This window comes from Methylobacterium sp. Leaf87, from assembly GCF_001422775.1.
Classification (GTDB): domain Bacteria; phylum Pseudomonadota; class Alphaproteobacteria; order Rhizobiales; family Beijerinckiaceae; genus Methylobacterium.
The window spans coordinates 64158-79467 of the sequence record NZ_LMMI01000060.1 but is presented as its reverse complement, the minus strand read 5'-3'; the positions used below and the strand labels follow the sequence as shown (position 1 = coordinate 79467).

Sequence of the window (15310 nt, the reverse complement as noted above, 5' to 3'; positions counted from 1 at the left end):
TGCGGTGTCGCAACGGGGACACGCGGGCGGAGGCATGCAAGCGGGTAGAGTCACGCTGGCGGGTAGGTGTGCTCGTCGGCGGGGAAGCGCCCGGCGCGGACCTCCTCGGCATAGGCCGCCACGGCGCCCTCGATCTGGGCGCGCAGGGAGCCGAACTGCTTGACGAATTTCGGGACGCGGTCGCTCAGGCCCAGCATGTCCTCCAGCACCAGGATCTGACCGTCGCAGGCCGTGCTGGCGCCGATGCCGATGGTGGCCGCCGTGATGCCGGGCGCCGTGGCGATGGCGCGGGCCACGGGCTCGACGATGCCTTCGAGAACGATGGCGAAGGCGCCGGCCTCGCTGATGGCCCGGGCATCCGCCAGGAGGCGCTGCTCGCCGTCGGCCTCGCGGCCCTGCACCTTGAAGCCCCCCATGGTGTTCACCGATTGGGGCGTGAGGCCGATATGGCCCATGACGGGCACGCCGCGCTCGACCAGGAAGGCCACCGTGTCGGCGAACTTGGCGCCGCCTTCCATCTTGATGGCGCCGGCGCCCGTCTCCTTCAGCACGCGGGCGGCGTTGAGGAAGGCCTGCTCGCGGCTCGCCTCGTAGGAGCCGAACGGCATGTCCACCACCACGAGGGCGCGCGACGTCCCCCGGATCACGGCTTGGGCCTGGACGATCATCATCTCCAGGGTCACCGGCAGGGTCGATTCCATCCCGTGCATCACCATGCCGAGGGAATCGCCGACCAGGATGAAGTCGCAATGCGGATCGAGGATGCCGGCGGTGTGGGCGTGATAGGCCGTGAGCGCGATGATCTTGACGCCCGCCGCCTTGCGCTTGGCGAGATCGACGGCACGGATGCGGCGCGACTGGACAACTTGGGACATCGGACTCCACCGGGCTCACGGCCCCCGCAGGGCGGGCGCAGGGCACCCCTCGCGGGTGCAGGGCACCCGCCAGAAGGAAGCGGGCACAGGTGGAACGAGTCATACACCCGCGCGGCACGAAACGCGCGCTCCCGCGCGAACGAAGCGCAGAGTTTGAAAGGTCTTTGTGATGTAAATTACTTGGACAACACTGAGCCTCACCCGCTGCGGTGACGGGCGATGGCGTCGCCGTCCCGCACTCTTCGGTGGGCGTTCCCTCCCTAGACTTGGGGCGCCGTGTGCGCGCCTTTCTTCCGCCACAACCCGGCCGGTGTCAACTGCGAACAGGGTCCCGGCTTGAAATCCGTCCGTTCGAAGCCATGACCCACGTCCGGAAGCCCTGGACCGCTTCAAGACGGTGGGCCCTCAATCGAGGTCCATGGTCCGCTCGAAGGCGCTGGCGCTCGATTCCTGTCCCTTGGGATCGATGACGAGGATGTCCTTGAAGCCGCGCCGGGCCAGTTCCCATGTCTTCTCGAGGGCCTGATCGGCGGTGCCGCACGCGAAGGTCGCGCTCCGTCCGAGGTGATCGTTCGCCTTGACCTTGTACAAATCCGGTCTCCCGTGTGCCTGGCGCGCAGCATACGCCAGCCGGCGGCATCGCACGAGCGGCCTGAACGATCCCCCGCCGTCGAACGGGCCGAGGCCCTAGCGCTGGGCCTCGCCGCGGCCCCGCGCCGCCCAGGCCGGGTCCTCCTTCACCACGGTCGTCTCGTGCGTCTCCTGCCAGCCCTCGATCCCCGTGGGGAACCAGTGCACGCCGGTGTAGCCGGCCTGGACGAGGCGCTTGCCGGCGTTCCAGCTGCCCCAGCAATCGGGGCGGCAGAAGGTGACGATGGCCTTTGCCTTGTCGCCCCCCGTCAGCTCCGCGACGCGGGCGAGGAACAGGGCTTCGTGCGCGGGGTCGAGGGGGGCGGCCCCGGCGCTGGGCATCCATACGGCGCCGGGGATGCTGCGATGGGCCGGGAGCCACGGCTTGTCGGCGGCCATGCCGTCGGGGCGCCGGTCCGCCAGGGCCACGTCGATCAGCACGGGCTTGGCCTCGGCCACCACCCGGTCGAGGCCGTCGATGTCGAGCACCACCGCGCCCTTCAGGGTCGGCGGCGTGTAGCCCTGCTGCGGCCCGGTGTGGAAGCCCTCGGGCTCGGGCACGTTGACGGGCGAATCGGCCGGGGCCGCCGCCATGGTCCCGAGGGCGAGGAAGGCAGCGGCGGCGAGGCGAGGAAGGAACATCATGCCGGGCCTCCCGCTCAGTTGCTCGGGGCCGGCACGGGGAAGCTGTGCTCCCAGCGACCGTCCTGGTTGTCGGAGGCGACCACCGTCACGGGCGCTTGGCCCTCGGGCAGGAACGCGAAGTTGATCACCGGGTTCGACGCGATGGAGATGTCGCCGTCCAGGGTCAGGATGTTGCGCCCGCCCTGCGAGACCACGACCTTCTGGATGTAGCGCGCCGGAGTGTAGTCGCGGGTCACCTGGTTCATCTGCATGCCGGAAAAGTTCGGATGGCGGATCATCAGCGTCGCCTCCGTGGATTTGGCCCCGGGAGCCCCTTCGGCGAACTTCATCCGCATGTCGCCCATGCCCTTCATCGCCTCCTCGTCGCTCATCCCCATGGGGGCCGAGCAGCCGCCGGAGGCTTTGACGAACTTCGTCGTCTCGAACAGCCCGCCATCCTTGGTCCGCACCACGGCGTGGACGTTGGTGTAGTTGTTCACCCGCACCCGGAGCTTAATCTCGCCCGGATCGGCGGCGGGGCCGAAGGTGATGTTGGCCGCGTAGGGCGACGGGTTGTCGTCGATCACCAGGGACACGCCCGCGACCTTGTCCTTCTCCGGCATGGTCAGGGTGATGGGCACCAGGGCGGCGTCCAACGCCCGGACCGGGGCGTCGACTTTCACCAGGGTGTCGGTGTGCTGCACGGCCTTGTCGCCGAAGATCGAGGTGCGGATCTCGTTCCAGCGCGCTTGACGCTCGGCGTCCGTGTCCGAGGCGCCGGCGGCGAGAACGGGACCGGTCAACAGGGCGGCGGCCGGGAGCGACGCGGCGAGCGACAGGGCGAGGGCGGCGGTGCACGGCTTCATGGCGTGTCTCCTCTTGAGGGTAACATGGGGTGGGATCACTCCCATTCGAGTTCCTTGAAGGCCTGGGTCACGTTGCGGCCGTTGTAGAGGTCGAACAGCGCCCACTTGTCGGCCTCAGACCGGCCGATGGTGGCCACCGCCTTCTCGATGGGTATGTCGCCGGCCAGCGCCTTGCGGGTCTCGTCGCGCAGGGTGGCGAGGTAGCGGGTCAGGTCGGCCAGGGCGGGCGCGAACTCCACCAGGGTCGGGCCGTGGCCCGGCACCGCCTTCGTCGCCCCCATGGCTTTGAGCACCTCCGCCTCCTTCAGCCAGCCGACGAGGCTGCCGTCGAGGGACGGAATGCGGGTGACGAACAGGAGGTCGGCGGGAAACAGGATGCCGGAGGCCGAATCCCGCATGGAGAGGTCGCAATTGGTGTGCGCCACCCCGTGGGCGTGGAAGGTGAGCCGGCGCCCGCCGAGATCGATCTCGGCGCGACCCGCGACTTCGAGGGTCGGATACACCACTCGCCCGGCCTTCTCGGGCCCCAGAATCTCGACGAGGCGGGTGCGGTAATAGTCGCCGCGCGCATCCAGGGCCGCGCGCAGGGCATGATGGCCGATGAAGACCGGCTTGTCCGCCGCAAACGCCTCGGCCCCGAAGCAATGGTCGGGATGGACGTGGGTGAGCACCACGTGGCTGATGGGCTTGTCCGTGCAGGCTCTGATCTGCCCGCGCAGCCACTGCCCGTCGGCGAGACTCCCGCCGGATTCGGTGACCAGCACGGAGGTCTCGCCGACGATGAAACCGATATTGGCGATGGCGTCGTCGTTGTCGGGCGAGGCCTCGGCGTCGGGCCCGCGCCGGATGAAGATGCCGGGACCGACCTCGTCCAGGGCGAACCCCTCCGCCGAGCGCCCGAGGGTCGGCAGGCAGCACAGGCACAGGCCGCCGAACAGGGCCAGCCCGCCGCGCAGGGCCTGGCGCCGGTTCGATCGAAGGCTTCGCGCAATGGGGCGCGGATCCACGAGGCCATCCTGGGCCGGCATACGAGACGTCCTCCGCTTGTTTTCTTGACTACCATTTAGTAGGTAGATTTATTCTGCCGTCAATGGCACATTTTCGCGACCTTTCCTTTCCTGCCTGCGAATACGTTCCTCACGCACCCCCGAAACCGGAATTATTCCTCGTCCCATTGCCGCGCTGGAATTCGAGCCGCGCTGGAACTTGGCTCGCTCAGGAAATTCGGCTCGCCCAGGAGATTTGCCCCGTCCATGAGAGACACGCGTGCGGAACTGCTGCTTCAGGCCGAGTCCCTGATCCGGGGCCGGGGGTATTCTGGCTTCAGCTACGCCGACCTGGCCGCGGTGGTGGGTATCCGCAAGGCGAGCATCCACCACCATTTCCCGACCAAGGCCGATCTCGCCCTCGCCCTGGTGGGGGCCTACGACGCCCGCTACGATGCGGCCCTCGCGGCGATCCTGGCCCAGACGACCGACGGGGTCGCGCGGATCGAGGCCTATGGCCGGCTCTATCTCGGGGGCGTCGAAGATGACCTCGGCTGCCTGTGCGCCGTGCTGGCGGTGGAGCGCGACACCCTGCCGGAGCCCGTCCGCATCGCCGTCACCCGGTTCTTCGACAAGCACATCGCTTGGCTGGAGGCTGTCCTCGCCGACGGGCTCCGCGACGGCGGCGTGCGGGCGGACGTGATCCCCGCCTCATCGGCCCGGCTGGTGGTGGCGACCCTGGAGGGCGCGCTTCTCCTGGAACGCGTGCTCGCCGGCACGACGGGATTCCGGGAAACCCTCGGCGCCCTGTGCGACGCCTTGCGGCCGCCCCGTGCCGGTCGAGTGGCGCGAACCTGACGGATGGCACGCGCTCGAAGCGTTCGAGACGGGCGGGGTCGTGACTGTCCGGGCCCGAGCGAGAGGGGAGGGAAGCAGCAGCCGAGGTCGCCGCACCGACTGCCGACCCTTGTCGGAGGCGCAACGTCAGCCCCCGCCCCTAGGCCGAAACGGGCAAGGATGACCGCGGTTTCCGTCACGTCACCCGCCGGGTCCGTGCAGTGAGCTTGTTTCCGTCCGGATCGCGAAGGTAAGCGACGAACGCCCCGTTCGGGCGCTCTGCGGGCGGGCTCTCGATCGCGGCACCGCCATGCTCGGTGCCGGCCCGGTGCCACGCGAGAACATGCTCGCGGCTCGCTGCGGCGAGACCGATCGTCCCGCCATTGGCCGCGGTCGCCGGCTTGCCGTCGATGGGTTTCGTGATCATCAGTCGACCCCCCTCATGGGCGTAGATCAGCCTGCCCCTGGCATCCATCTCGCCGGGCTTGCCTCCCAGCGCGGCGAATGTGGCGTCGTAGAAGCGACGGGCCTGCTCCAGATCGTTGCTGCCGATCATGACGTGCGTGAACATACGTTCTCTCCGGGAAGGGGCGGCACGCGATCGCTGTGCTCGAATGGCCGAGACGAACGTTCGCCGCGTGCCGATGCACCCCTATGGGTCTGCCGAACCAGTACTTCCCGATCCGGGCTGTGTGGAAACCTCGAGGTCGTCATAGGGTGGGAAAGGGTTTTCCAGCCCCCCGGTTCGCGCGGGCGACCCGCCATCCGCGGTGCATGGAACGTCATCTGAAATGCCCGGATGGGCGCCATGCCGAAGGCCGTTCGACACGTCCGGCCCCGAAACATCTGCTCACGAACCTGATTTTCGGTCGGGAACCATCAGCAGCCCGATGAGGACGAAGGCCGGCACGAGCACGCACCAGAAGGACAAGGCGGCGATCCCGAAGGCCCCCGCCAGTGCGCCCGCCGCGAAGGCCGCCACGGCGGACAGCGTACGCCGCAGGCGGCTGCTGACCTGCTCATCGAGCTTCGCCCCGCACAGGCGGTCGGTCACGTCGATCACGGCCTGCGTGACGTTCACGGTCATCACCGTCGTCGCCGCCAGGTGGCCGATCACGAGACGCCCGATGCCGTTCTGAATGCCCATCGCGGCAACACCGAGCATGCCGACGCCGATCGCCTTCGCGCCATCCGGTGAGCCGAGCGGCGACATGGCCACGCCCGCGATGGCGAAGGCGATCAGGACGGTGGCTTCGAGCGCCAGCAAGGGGCGCAGCGGCGGCGATCCTCTTCTCTCCAGGGCCAAGGCGATCAGGCGCGTCACAGCCACGGCGAGGATGAACATCGGTAGGGCGAGCAGCTTGGCGAGGACGCCCGTCGAGGTGGAGACCAATTCCGCACCGATCAGAACGAAGTTGCCTGTCACATGAGCCGTGAAGAGGCCGGTCAGGGCGATGAAGGCGGCAGCGTCCACGAACCCCGCGGTGAACGCGAGCCCGACCCCAATCAAAGCGTCTTTCCCGGCACGAATGGGCATGGTGCTTCGGTCCCCTCGCCGCTCCGAGCCAACGTCGAACAGCGACCGGTAAATGTCGGCTTCGAAGGAATGCTAGCGAACTTCAGCATGCCTGACACGGGTCGCATGCGGCCTCGGCAGCGGAGTAGCGAGCCTCGGATGTCCGCGACGAACGTCGCCACACGGCGCGTCGACAGTGCGGGCTCCACCTCCAGTCCCTCCTCCAGGCTACGGACCTCGCACGGCGGGATACCGCCCTCGCGCGCTCCCTCACCTCCTCGCAGACGATCGCATTCCTTGATTCCAACGTGACGCGGCCCTCCTCGCCGGTGGGGAGCGACCGCGTGTGCCTGTCTCCCGGCGGAGGCCGGCGGAACCCCATCGCCCCCGCTCCACAAGGGAGAAGGAGGAGCCCGTACCTCGCTCGGAGCGATCGACGCTCTCGCCGATGTATGGATCCACCAGCCCGCAGCGAGGAAGCGAAGGCTGGAGTAATGCGCCGGCCGAGCCGGGACGGCCTTCCATCGCAAGGCGATGATACAATATAACACCCCGACACCCGGCCAAAGCCGTCCCCGGAAACCCGAAAAGAGCCGCCATGTCCGAAAGCCCGAACTCCGACAGCCCGAACGCCGGCGCCCAAAAAATCCCCGTGACCGTGCTCACGGGCTATCTCGGGGCCGGCAAGACCACGCTCCTCAACCGCATCCTCACGGAGAACCACGGCAAGCGCTACGCGGTGATCGTCAACGAGTTCGGCGAGATCGGCATCGACAACGACCTCGTCATCGGCGCCGACGAGGAAGTGTTCGAGATGAACAACGGCTGCGTCTGCTGCACCGTGCGCGGCGACCTCATCCGCATCATGGACGGCCTGGTGAAGCGGCGCGGCAAGTTCGACGCGATCATCGTCGAGACCACGGGCCTCGCCGACCCAGCCCCCGTGGCCCAGACCTTCTTCATCGACGAGGATGTCGGCGGCGCCGCCCGCCTCGACGCCGTGGTGACGGTGGCGGACGCCAAATGGCTCGCCGACCGGCTCAAGGACGCCCCCGAGGCCAAGAACCAGATCGCCTTCGCGGACGTGATCCTGTTGAACAAGGCCGATCTCGTCGAGCCGGCCGACCTCGACCGCGTCGAGGGGCTGATCCGGTCGATCAACCCCTACGCCAAGGTTCACCGCACCAGCCGCTGCGACGTGCCCCTCGATCAGGTGCTGGACCGCAACGCCTTCGACCTGTCGCGCATCCTCGACATCGAGCCCGACTTCCTCGAGGAGGGCCACCATCACCACCACGACGACGAGATGCAGTCGGTCTCCGCCCGCATCGACGGCCCGGTGGACCCCGAAAAGTTCATGCCGTGGATCTCGACCCTGACCCAGGTGCAGGGGCCGGACATCCTGCGCTGCAAGGGCATCGTCGCGTTCCCGGAGGAGCCCCAGCGCTTCGTATTCCAGGGCGTCCACCAGATCCTCGACGGCGACCTCCAGGGTCCGTGGAAGGACGGCGAGGCCCGCGTGTCGCGGGTGGTGTTCATCGGGCGCAAGCTCGACCCGGAGGCGATCCGCGCCGGCTTCCTCGACTGCGCCGCCTGAGGCACCATGGGCCGGGCGAAGTCGGAGGGCTCCGCCCACGCACCGCGGCCGGTTGCCCGACCGGAGGGAGCGCCCGCTGACCCGTCGCCTCGCCCTCGCGTCCCTCCTGACACTGGCGGCGGCGTTGCCGGCCGGCACGCCCGCGCAGGGCGCGCACCGGGACTCGGCGCCGGCCGCGCGGCGGAACGACGGCTTCGCCCATCTGTGCGAGCCGCCGCTCAAGTTCGCGGCCGGCACCTGCGTCCGGGACTGCCCGGCGGGCTATCGCGATACCGGCCTGGGCACCTGTAGCTTCCAGCGCATGGGCGACTGAGCGACCCGGCGACGCTTCGGGAGGGATTCGAGCGTGACGCCCATCCGAACCCGGCCCCGATTTGGTCACGGTGAGGCGCCACACGAGCCTCTCGAACCCGATGTCCCACATCGGGACACATCCGGCGACGCGCCCTCTTCGCGCCGCCTCGCCCCCCGGGGCGGACGCTGGCAGCCCCCGTCGGAGAGGTCCGAGCAATGAAGAAACGTGTTTTGGGCGGGATGCTCCTCAGCCTGCTGGCGGTGCCGGCGACCGTGCAGGCGGCGAGCAACACAGTAGTCGGCGTCGGCACGGGCGCCGTCGCGGGTGCCGTGGTCGGCGGTCCCATCGGGGCCGTGGTCGGCGCGGTGGTGGGCGGCGTCGTCGGCTCCAATTCCGAGCGGGCTCGGCCCCGCCGCGTCCGCCGGGCCAAGGCCGTGCGCACACGGCGCCAGGCGGCGCAGGCCCGGCCCGTGAACGTCGCCGAGCGTGGCGAGGAGACCCGCCGGCCGATCCCGGCCGCGGCGACCACGGGATCGGTGACGGCCCCGCGCCAGCCCGCCACCACCCAGCCCGCCACCACCTGGCAGAATCCGCGCTGAGCGAACCGCCCGGCGGGGGTGCCGGAGCGGGGGCGGCCCGTGCTATGGGCGGCGCCCCAATCCCATCCGCCCAACGGATCGAGCCCCCATGCGAACCATCGTCTACGCCGACGGCGGATGCGACCCCAATCCCGGCCCCGGCGGCTGGGGCGTGGTGATCCAGGCCGAGACCGGCACCATCGAGCTGTGCGGCGGCGAGCGTTCCACCACCAACAACCGCATGGAATTGACGGCCGCCATCAGCGCGCTCTCCCACTTCCCCGAGGGGGCCGCCCTCGAGATGCGCTGCGACAGCCAGTACGTCATCAAGTCGGTGACGGAATGGATGAAGGGCTGGAAGGCCAAGGGCTGGCGCACGAGCACCGGCCCGGTCAAGAACGTCGATCTCATGCAGACCCTCGACACCCTGGCGGCCCGGCGCGACGTGCGCTGGACCTGGGTGCGCGGCCACACCGGCGAGGCCGGCAACGAGCGGGCGGACCGCCTCGCCGCGCAAGGACGTCGGCAGGCCCTGGCGGCCCCCGCCGGATCGGCCGCCGGGACGACCACGACCACGCTTCCGGCCTCGGCTTCGGCCGCGCCGATCCCGAGCCCGCCCGCCCCGGCCCGCCTCACCGGGACGGCGGCGCTGGCCGCCGCCATGGCGGCCCCGCCCCGCACCACGCTGATTCCCGTCGATCTGGCGCTCGGCCTCGACGTCTCCCGCGCCGCCAAGGCCGCCGGCCTCACGGCGCCGGCCTTCGTCGAGGAAGCGATCCGCGTCGCCCTCCATCTCGGCCCCGAGGCCTTCGCCCGCGCCCGCGAAGCGGCCAAGGGCGCGAAGCTCCCGTGACCGCAGCGGCGCTGCCGGCGGCCTTCTTCGCGCGGCCGGCGGTGCAGGTCGCGCGCGACCTCGTCGGCTGCGTGTTGCGGGTCGACGGGGTCGGCGGGCCCATCGTGGAGACCGAGGCCTACGACCGGACCGACCCGGCCTCGCACAGCTTCGCCGGCCCGACGCGGCGCAACGCCAGCATGTTCGGCCCCGCCGGCCACGCCTACGTCTACCGCTCCTACGGCCTGCACTGGTGCCTCAACCTCGTCTGCGAACCGGGCAGCGCCGTGCTCCTGCGCGCCCTTGAGCCGCGGTACGATCCGGCGACGATGGCGGCACGGCGCGGCCTCGACGATCCGCGCCGGCTCTGCGCCGGACCGGGCCGTTTGTGCCAGGCGCTCGGCGTGACGGACGCGCAGGACGGCGTTCCACTGGACCGTGCGCCGTTCCACCTCGCCTTCGGCGCGCCGGACGGCACGGTGGTGGCCTGCGGCCGCATCGGCCTCACCCGCGCCGTCGAGACGCCCTGGCGCTTCCTCGTCGCGGGATCGCGCTTCGTCAGCCGGCCCGTCCGCCCCCGGCCCCGGCAGGGGGACTGACACCGTAGCCCCAACGTCATGCGGGCGCCCACCGGGACCGATTGATACCGGCTGCCGACCCTGCGCATGATCCGCCGCCTCCGGCCAAGATCGGCCCGGTTGACCGCAACTCGACGCCCGTCCGCCTGTCACGCGGAGGTGCGAGGATGGTTCGAGCGCGTGAAAGGATCGACGATCATGGGCAGCGAAGCAGCCACGGCCCTGGCCAGTGCCCAGGCGCGCTCGATCCGCGATGACCTTCTCAACGCGGCGGCGGATATCGTCGATCGCCGCGACGGTCCGGGCGGCTTCGTGCGCGACCTGTTCGGGCGCACCTCGCCGGAGGATCTGGCGCCCTATACACCGGACGCCCTGGCCGATCTGGCGCTGGCCGCCCGTCAGCATCTGGCCGCGCCCCGCAGGGCCGGCGCCCCGTCGGACCTGCGCCTGTCCGATCTGACCGTCGACCGGGACGGCCGGCCACGTGAACTCACCGTCGTCGAAGTGGTCAACGACAACCGGCCGTTCCTCCTCGATTCGACGCTCGCCGAGTTGACCGAACAGGGGCTGACACCGCACCTCGTCGCCCACCCGATCCTCGGCGTGGAGCGCGACGCGGACGGCGACCTCGTGCGGGTGGTCGGCGAGACCACGGCGGACGCCCACGCGGCCTTCACGCGCGAGAGCTTCATCCATCTCCACCTCGACCGTCTCGATGCCGGCGAGGCCCGCGACCGCCTCGAGGCCGGCCTCACGGCCGTGTTCCGCGATGTCGCCCGCGCGACGGACGATGGAGACGCCATGCTGGCGCGCCTCGCCGCCCTGGCACAGGATTACGCGACGGGACGGACATCCCTGCCGGGGGCTGAAGTCCGGGAGGCGCACGCCTTCCTCGAATGGCTGCGCGATGGCCACTTCACGCTGCTGGGCCTGCGCGAGTACGACCTCACCGGCGGCACCCATGCGGTGGTGCCGGAGGCCAACCGGGGCGTCCTGCGCGACCCCGCCGTCGAAGTCCTGCGGCGCGGACGGACGCTCGCCGACGACACGCCCGAGATCCGCGCCTTCCTCGAAGAACCGCAGGCGCTCCTCGTCACCAAGGCAAGCGTGAAGTCGCGGGTCCACCGCGCCGCCCATCTCGACTATGTCGGAGTCAAGCTGTTTTCCCCGGACGGGACCTTGTCCGGCGAAGTCCGCCTCGTCGGCCTGTTCACGGCCGCCGCCTACACCGCCCTGGCACGCGAAGTCCCCTACCTCCGCGAAAAGGTCGCCGCCGTGGTCGCGAAGGCCGGCCTCGACCCGACGAGCCACGCCGGACGCAGCCTGCTCAACGTACTGGAGACCTATCCCCGCGACGACCTGTTCCAGATCACCGTCGATCGCCTCCACCGCTTCACACTCGCCATCGGCAGCCTCGCGGAAGGGCCGCGCATCCGCGTCCTGTCCCGGCCCGACCGCTTCGGCCGCTTCGTCTCGCTCCTCGTCTACGTGCCGAAGGACCGCTACGATTCACAAGTCCGCCTGCGCGTCGGCGCCTACCTCGCCAGGGAATACGGCGGCCGGCTCTCGGCGGCCTATCCGGACTTCCCCGAAGGCCCGCTCGCCCGGACCCACTACATCATCGGCCTGCCCGAGGACGGCGCGGCCGAGCGCGACCCCGCCACCCTGGAGGCGGGGATCGGCGCCCTGGTGCGAACCTGGAGCGACGACCTGCGTCTCGCCCTCGCGGAGGCGATGCCCGGCCGGCAGGCCCGGGCGCTGGCCGCCCGCTACACAGACGCGTTCTCGGCCGCGTATCGCGAAAACTTCGCGCCCGCCGTCGCCATCGCCGACATCGCCATCCTCGAAGCCCTGAGCGAAGCGCGCCCGCGCGCCGTCGATATCGGCCGGCGCGACACCGACCCGGCTCACCAGATACGCCTCAAGGTGTTTTCGCGGGGGGCATCGCTCTCCCTGTCCGACCGGGTGCCGGCTCTGGAGAATCTCGGCTTCCGGGTGATCAACGAGCGCACCTACCGCGTCCGCACCGGGGACGGGCCGGACGGTGGACAGGTCTGGCTCCACGACATGCTGCTGGAGCGGGCAACCGGGGCGCCCATCGACCGGGACCGGCTGGAAGCCCCCCTGGAAGCCGCACTCCTCGCCATCGCGGCGGGCGAAGCGGACTCAGACGGCTACAACCGCCTCGTGCTGGAGGGCGACCTCGGCTGGCGCGATGTCGCCCTCCTGCGCGGCCTCGGGCGCTACCTGCGCCAGCTGCGAATCCGCTACGGGCAGGATTACCTCGCCGCGACCCTCAGCCTGCATCCGGCCATCGCCGGCCGGATCGTCGCCCTGTTCCACGCCCGGTTCGATCCGGCGGGACAAGAGGAGGCCGGGAAGGACCGCACGGCACGCGAAGCCGCCATCCGGGCGGAGATCGAGACGGCGCTGGGCGAGGTCACCAGTCTGGACGAAGACCGAATCCTGCGCCGCTTCGTCAATCTGGTCGAAGCCGCCGTACGGACGAACTTCTTCCAACGCCACGACGACGGCGGGATGCGCGAAACCATCGCGTTCAAGTTCGCCTGCGCCAAGGTGAACGGCATGCCCCTGCCACGCCCGTTCTTCGAGATCTTCGTCTACGCGCCGCGCCTGGAGGGCGTGCACCTGCGCTACGGCTACGTGGCCCGCGGCGGCCTGCGCTGGTCCGACCGGCCGGAGGATTTTCGGACCGAGATCCTGGGCTTGGTGAAGGCCCAGCAGGTCAAGAACGCCGTCATCGTGCCGGTGGGCGCCAAGGGCGGCTTCTTCCCCAAGCGCCTGCCGCCGGCCTCCGACCGCGAAGCCTGGCTCGCGGAAGGCACCGAGAGCTACCGCGTCTTCATCCGGACCCTGCTGGAGCTCACCGACAACATCGTCGACGATGCGATCCGGCCGCCGGCCGACACGGTACGCCACGATTCCGACGACGCCTACCTCGTGGTGGCGGCCGACAAGGGCACCGCCACCTTCTCGGACATCGCCAACGCCCTCTCCCTGGAGCGCGGCCACTGGCTCGGCGACGCCTTCGCCTCGGGCGGCAGCCAGGGCTACGACCACAAGCGCATGGGCATCACCGCGCGGGGCGCCTGGGAAGCGGTCAAGCGCCACTTCCGCGAGATGGATGTCGACGTCCAGGCCGACCCGGTCACCGTCGTGGGCGTCGGCGACATGTCGGGCGACGTGTTCGGCAATGGCATGCTGCTGTCGCGGAGCCTCCGGCTCGTCGCGGCCTTCGACCACCGCGACATCTTCCTCGACCCCGCGCCCGATCCGGCCGCGAGCTTCGCCGAGCGCCAGCGTCTGTTCGACCTCGGGCGTTCGAGCTGGCGCGACTACGACACCGGGCTGATCTCGACCGGCGGCGGCGTGTTTTCCCGCAGCCTGAAGACGATCCCCCTCTCGCCCGAGATCCAGGCCGTGCTGGGGTTCGAACGCGCCGAGGCGACGCCGGCCGAGGTGATGCAGGCGATCCTCAAGGCCCCCGTCGACCTCCTGTGGTTCGGCGGCATTGGCACCTATGTCCGCGCCGGCTCCGAGACCGACGAGGAGGCCGGCGACCGGGCCAACGACGCCGTGCGCATCACCGGTTCGGTCCTGCGCGCCAGGGTCGTCGGCGAGGGCGCCAATCTCGGCCTGACCCAGCGCGGGCGGATCGAGGCGGCGCGGGCCGGAATCCGCCTCAACACCGACGCCATCGACAATTCGGCCGGGGTGAACACCTCCGACGTCGAGGTGAACATCAAGATCGCCCTGATGATGCCGGAGCGCGACGGACGCCTCGACGCGGCCGCCCGCAACGCGCTCCTCGTCGGCATGACCGACGAGGTCGCGGCCCTGGTCCTGCGCAACAACGAGCTCCAGACCCTGGCCTTGTCGCTTGCCCTGCGCCGCGGCGTCGGCGAGACCGGCTTCGCGGTTCGCACCCTCCAGTCCCTGGAGGCCGAAGGTCGCCTCGACCGGGCCGTGGAGTTCCTGCCCGACGATGCCGCCATCGCCGAGCGCATGCGCCGGGGCGAGGGTCTGACGCGGCCGGAATACGCCGTGATTCTGGCCTACGCCAAGCTGTCGCTCTACGACGCGATCCTGGCGAGCCCGGTGCCGAACGACCCGTATTTCGACCGCGAATTGCAGCGCTACTTCCCGCAAGCCCTGCGCCGGCAGTTCCCCGACGCGGTGAAGGGCCACCGCCTGCGCCGCGAGATCATCGCCACGGCGCTGTCGAACATCATCGTCAACCGGGGCGGTCCCTCCCTCATCACCCGCCTCATCGACGAGACCGGGGCCGACGCGGCCACCATCGCCAAGGCCTACGCGGTGACCCGCGACGCCTTCGGCCTGATGGAGCTGAATCTCGCCATCGACGGTCTCGCCGGCGCCGTGCCGGGACAGGCCCAACTCGACCTCTACGCCGATGTGCAGGATCTGCTGACGGGCCGCATCGTCTGGTTCATCCGCAACCTCGACCTCTCGGGCAGCGTCGCCCCCCTGGTGGCACGCTACCGTGAAGGCATCGCCGCCGTGATGGCCGCGCTTCCCGAGATTCTCGGCCCGGAGGCGAAGGGCGCCCTCGACGCCCGGCAGGCGGAACTCGTCGGACACGGCCTACCTCCCGAGGCCGCCCGACGCCTCGCCTCCCTGGCAGCGATGGCCGCCGGCCCGGACATCGTCCGGGTGGCAGAGGATGGCGGGCAGCCGGTGGCCGGCATCGCGGCGACGCATTTCGCCCTCGCCCGGCATTTCAGCCTCGACGATCTCGTGGCCGCCGCGCGGAAGGTCCCCGTGGACGACACCTTCGACCGGGTCGCCCTGGAGCGGGCGATCTCCGGACTCTCCACCGCCCACCGCCGCCTCACGGCCGAGGTGGTGGCCGATGTCGGAACGGGGCCGGAGGCCGTCGAGGCCTGGAGCGCCGCGCGTGGCCCCGCCCTCACCCGCATCCGCAGCGCCGTCGAAGCCATCGCGGCCTCGGGCCTCACGGTGTCCAAGGCGACGGTGGCATCGAGCCTGCTCGCCGATCTCGCCCGGCCCTGACGGGGCGTTTGGAGCGGCCGGACGTTTCTCGTATCCCACCT

14 protein-coding genes are annotated in these 15310 nt (G+C 70.3%); 7 read left to right on the top strand and 7 right to left on the bottom strand.

From position 1 onward, the window contains the following. Positions 1–50: 50 nt before the first annotated feature. The 5 genes from panB to ASF22_RS21240 all read right to left on the bottom strand — a co-directional run bounded on the left by panB (position 51) and on the right by ASF22_RS21240 (position 4023). Positions 51–875 (bottom strand): 3-methyl-2-oxobutanoate hydroxymethyltransferase, encoded by an 825-nt coding sequence (gene panB / locus ASF22_RS21260; protein ID WP_056268067.1) that lies wholly within the window; start codon positions 873–875, stop codon positions 51–53. Positions 876–1280: 405 nt separating this feature from the next. After that, positions 1281–1466, bottom strand: coding sequence for a hypothetical protein (locus tag ASF22_RS21255; RefSeq protein WP_056176674.1), 186 nt, complete (start codon positions 1464–1466; stop codon positions 1281–1283). A 96-nt stretch (positions 1467–1562) separates the two neighbouring features. After that, positions 1563–2150: a rhodanese-like domain-containing protein gene (locus ASF22_RS21250; protein ID WP_056268064.1), complete on the bottom strand. Its 588-nt coding sequence runs from the start codon at positions 2148–2150 to the stop codon at positions 1563–1565. Between the two features lie 14 nt (positions 2151–2164). Further along, positions 2165–2995, bottom strand: coding sequence for a quinoprotein dehydrogenase-associated SoxYZ-like carrier (locus ASF22_RS21245; protein WP_056268061.1), 831 nt, complete (start codon positions 2993–2995; stop codon positions 2165–2167). A gap of 35 nt (positions 2996–3030) precedes the next feature. Next, the gene (locus ASF22_RS21240) at positions 3031–4023 is read right to left on the bottom strand and encodes a quinoprotein relay system zinc metallohydrolase 2 (protein ID WP_082483907.1); all 993 of its coding nucleotides are present in this window, start codon (positions 4021–4023) and stop codon (positions 3031–3033) included. Positions 4024–4248: 225 nt separating this feature from the next. Between ASF22_RS21240 and ASF22_RS21235 the strand changes: the two genes are divergently transcribed. After that, the gene (locus ASF22_RS21235; RefSeq protein ID WP_056268060.1) at positions 4249–4839 is read left to right on the top strand and encodes a TetR/AcrR family transcriptional regulator; all 591 of its coding nucleotides are present in this window, start codon (positions 4249–4251) and stop codon (positions 4837–4839) included. 175 nt (positions 4840–5014) lie between these two features. On the opposite strand, the gene ASF22_RS21230 is transcribed toward ASF22_RS21235, so the two are convergent. Then, a complete protein-coding gene (locus ASF22_RS21230) occupies positions 5015–5389 on the bottom strand; it encodes a VOC family protein (RefSeq protein WP_056176662.1) in 375 nt (124 codons plus the stop codon). A 279-nt stretch (positions 5390–5668) separates the two neighbouring features. After that, positions 5669–6355, bottom strand: a complete 687-nt coding sequence (locus tag ASF22_RS21225) for a YoaK family protein (protein ID WP_056268057.1) — start codon at positions 6353–6355, stop codon at positions 5669–5671. 577 nt (positions 6356–6932) lie between these two features. Between ASF22_RS21225 and ASF22_RS21220 the strand changes: the two genes are divergently transcribed. The 6 genes from ASF22_RS21220 (at position 6933) to ASF22_RS21195 (ending at position 15269) form a co-directional block, all read left to right on the top strand. Next, positions 6933–7931, top strand: a complete 999-nt coding sequence (locus ASF22_RS21220) for a GTP-binding protein (protein WP_056268056.1) — start codon at positions 6933–6935, stop codon at positions 7929–7931. Between the two features lie 52 nt (positions 7932–7983). After that, positions 7984–8244 (top strand): hypothetical protein, encoded by a 261-nt coding sequence (locus ASF22_RS21215; protein ID WP_244474374.1) that lies wholly within the window; start codon positions 7984–7986, stop codon positions 8242–8244. 197 nt (positions 8245–8441) lie between these two features. Next, entirely contained in the window at positions 8442–8825 is a 384-nt protein-coding gene (locus ASF22_RS24275; RefSeq protein ID WP_156647884.1) for a hypothetical protein, read from the top strand. Positions 8826–8913: 88 nt separating this feature from the next. Next, positions 8914–9657 carry a ribonuclease HI gene (gene rnhA / locus ASF22_RS21205; RefSeq protein WP_056268053.1) on the top strand — a complete coding sequence of 248 codons (744 nt, stop codon included), beginning with the start codon at positions 8914–8916 and terminating at the stop codon, positions 9655–9657. Between the two features lie 11 nt (positions 9658–9668). Then, positions 9669–10235, top strand: a complete 567-nt coding sequence (locus tag ASF22_RS21200; RefSeq protein WP_056268249.1) for a DNA-3-methyladenine glycosylase — start codon at positions 9669–9671, stop codon at positions 10233–10235. 177 nt (positions 10236–10412) lie between these two features. Continuing rightward, a complete protein-coding gene (locus ASF22_RS21195) occupies positions 10413–15269 on the top strand; it encodes an NAD-glutamate dehydrogenase (protein ID WP_056268051.1) in 4857 nt (1618 codons plus the stop codon). Positions 15270–15310: the final 41 nt, after the last annotated feature.

What these genes read in the sequence shown, in the direction of transcription:
- panB (WP_056268067.1), bottom strand. Translation starts at nt 875, where the DNA reads ATGTCCCAAGTTGTCCAGTCGCGCCGCATCCGTGCCGTCGATCTCGCC.
- ASF22_RS21250 (WP_056268064.1), bottom strand. Translation starts at nt 2,150, where the DNA reads ATGATGTTCCTTCCTCGCCTCGCCGCCGCTGCCTTCCTCGCCCTCGGG.
- ASF22_RS21245 (WP_056268061.1), bottom strand. Translation starts at nt 2,995, where the DNA reads ATGAAGCCGTGCACCGCCGCCCTCGCCCTGTCGCTCGCCGCGTCGCTC.
- ASF22_RS21240 (WP_082483907.1), bottom strand. Translation starts at nt 4,023, where the DNA reads ATGCCGGCCCAGGATGGCCTCGTGGATCCGCGCCCCATTGCGCGAAGC.
- ASF22_RS21235 (WP_056268060.1), top strand. Translation starts at nt 4,249, where the DNA reads ATGAGAGACACGCGTGCGGAACTGCTGCTTCAGGCCGAGTCCCTGATC.
- ASF22_RS21230 (WP_056176662.1), bottom strand. Translation starts at nt 5,389, where the DNA reads ATGTTCACGCACGTCATGATCGGCAGCAACGATCTGGAGCAGGCCCGT.
- ASF22_RS21225 (WP_056268057.1), bottom strand. Translation starts at nt 6,355, where the DNA reads ATGCCCATTCGTGCCGGGAAAGACGCTTTGATTGGGGTCGGGCTCGCG.
- ASF22_RS21220 (WP_056268056.1), top strand. Translation starts at nt 6,933, where the DNA reads ATGTCCGAAAGCCCGAACTCCGACAGCCCGAACGCCGGCGCCCAAAAA.
- ASF22_RS24275 (WP_156647884.1), top strand. Translation starts at nt 8,442, where the DNA reads ATGAAGAAACGTGTTTTGGGCGGGATGCTCCTCAGCCTGCTGGCGGTG.
- rnhA (WP_056268053.1), top strand. Translation starts at nt 8,914, where the DNA reads ATGCGAACCATCGTCTACGCCGACGGCGGATGCGACCCCAATCCCGGC.
- ASF22_RS21195 (WP_056268051.1), top strand. Translation starts at nt 10,413, where the DNA reads ATGGGCAGCGAAGCAGCCACGGCCCTGGCCAGTGCCCAGGCGCGCTCG.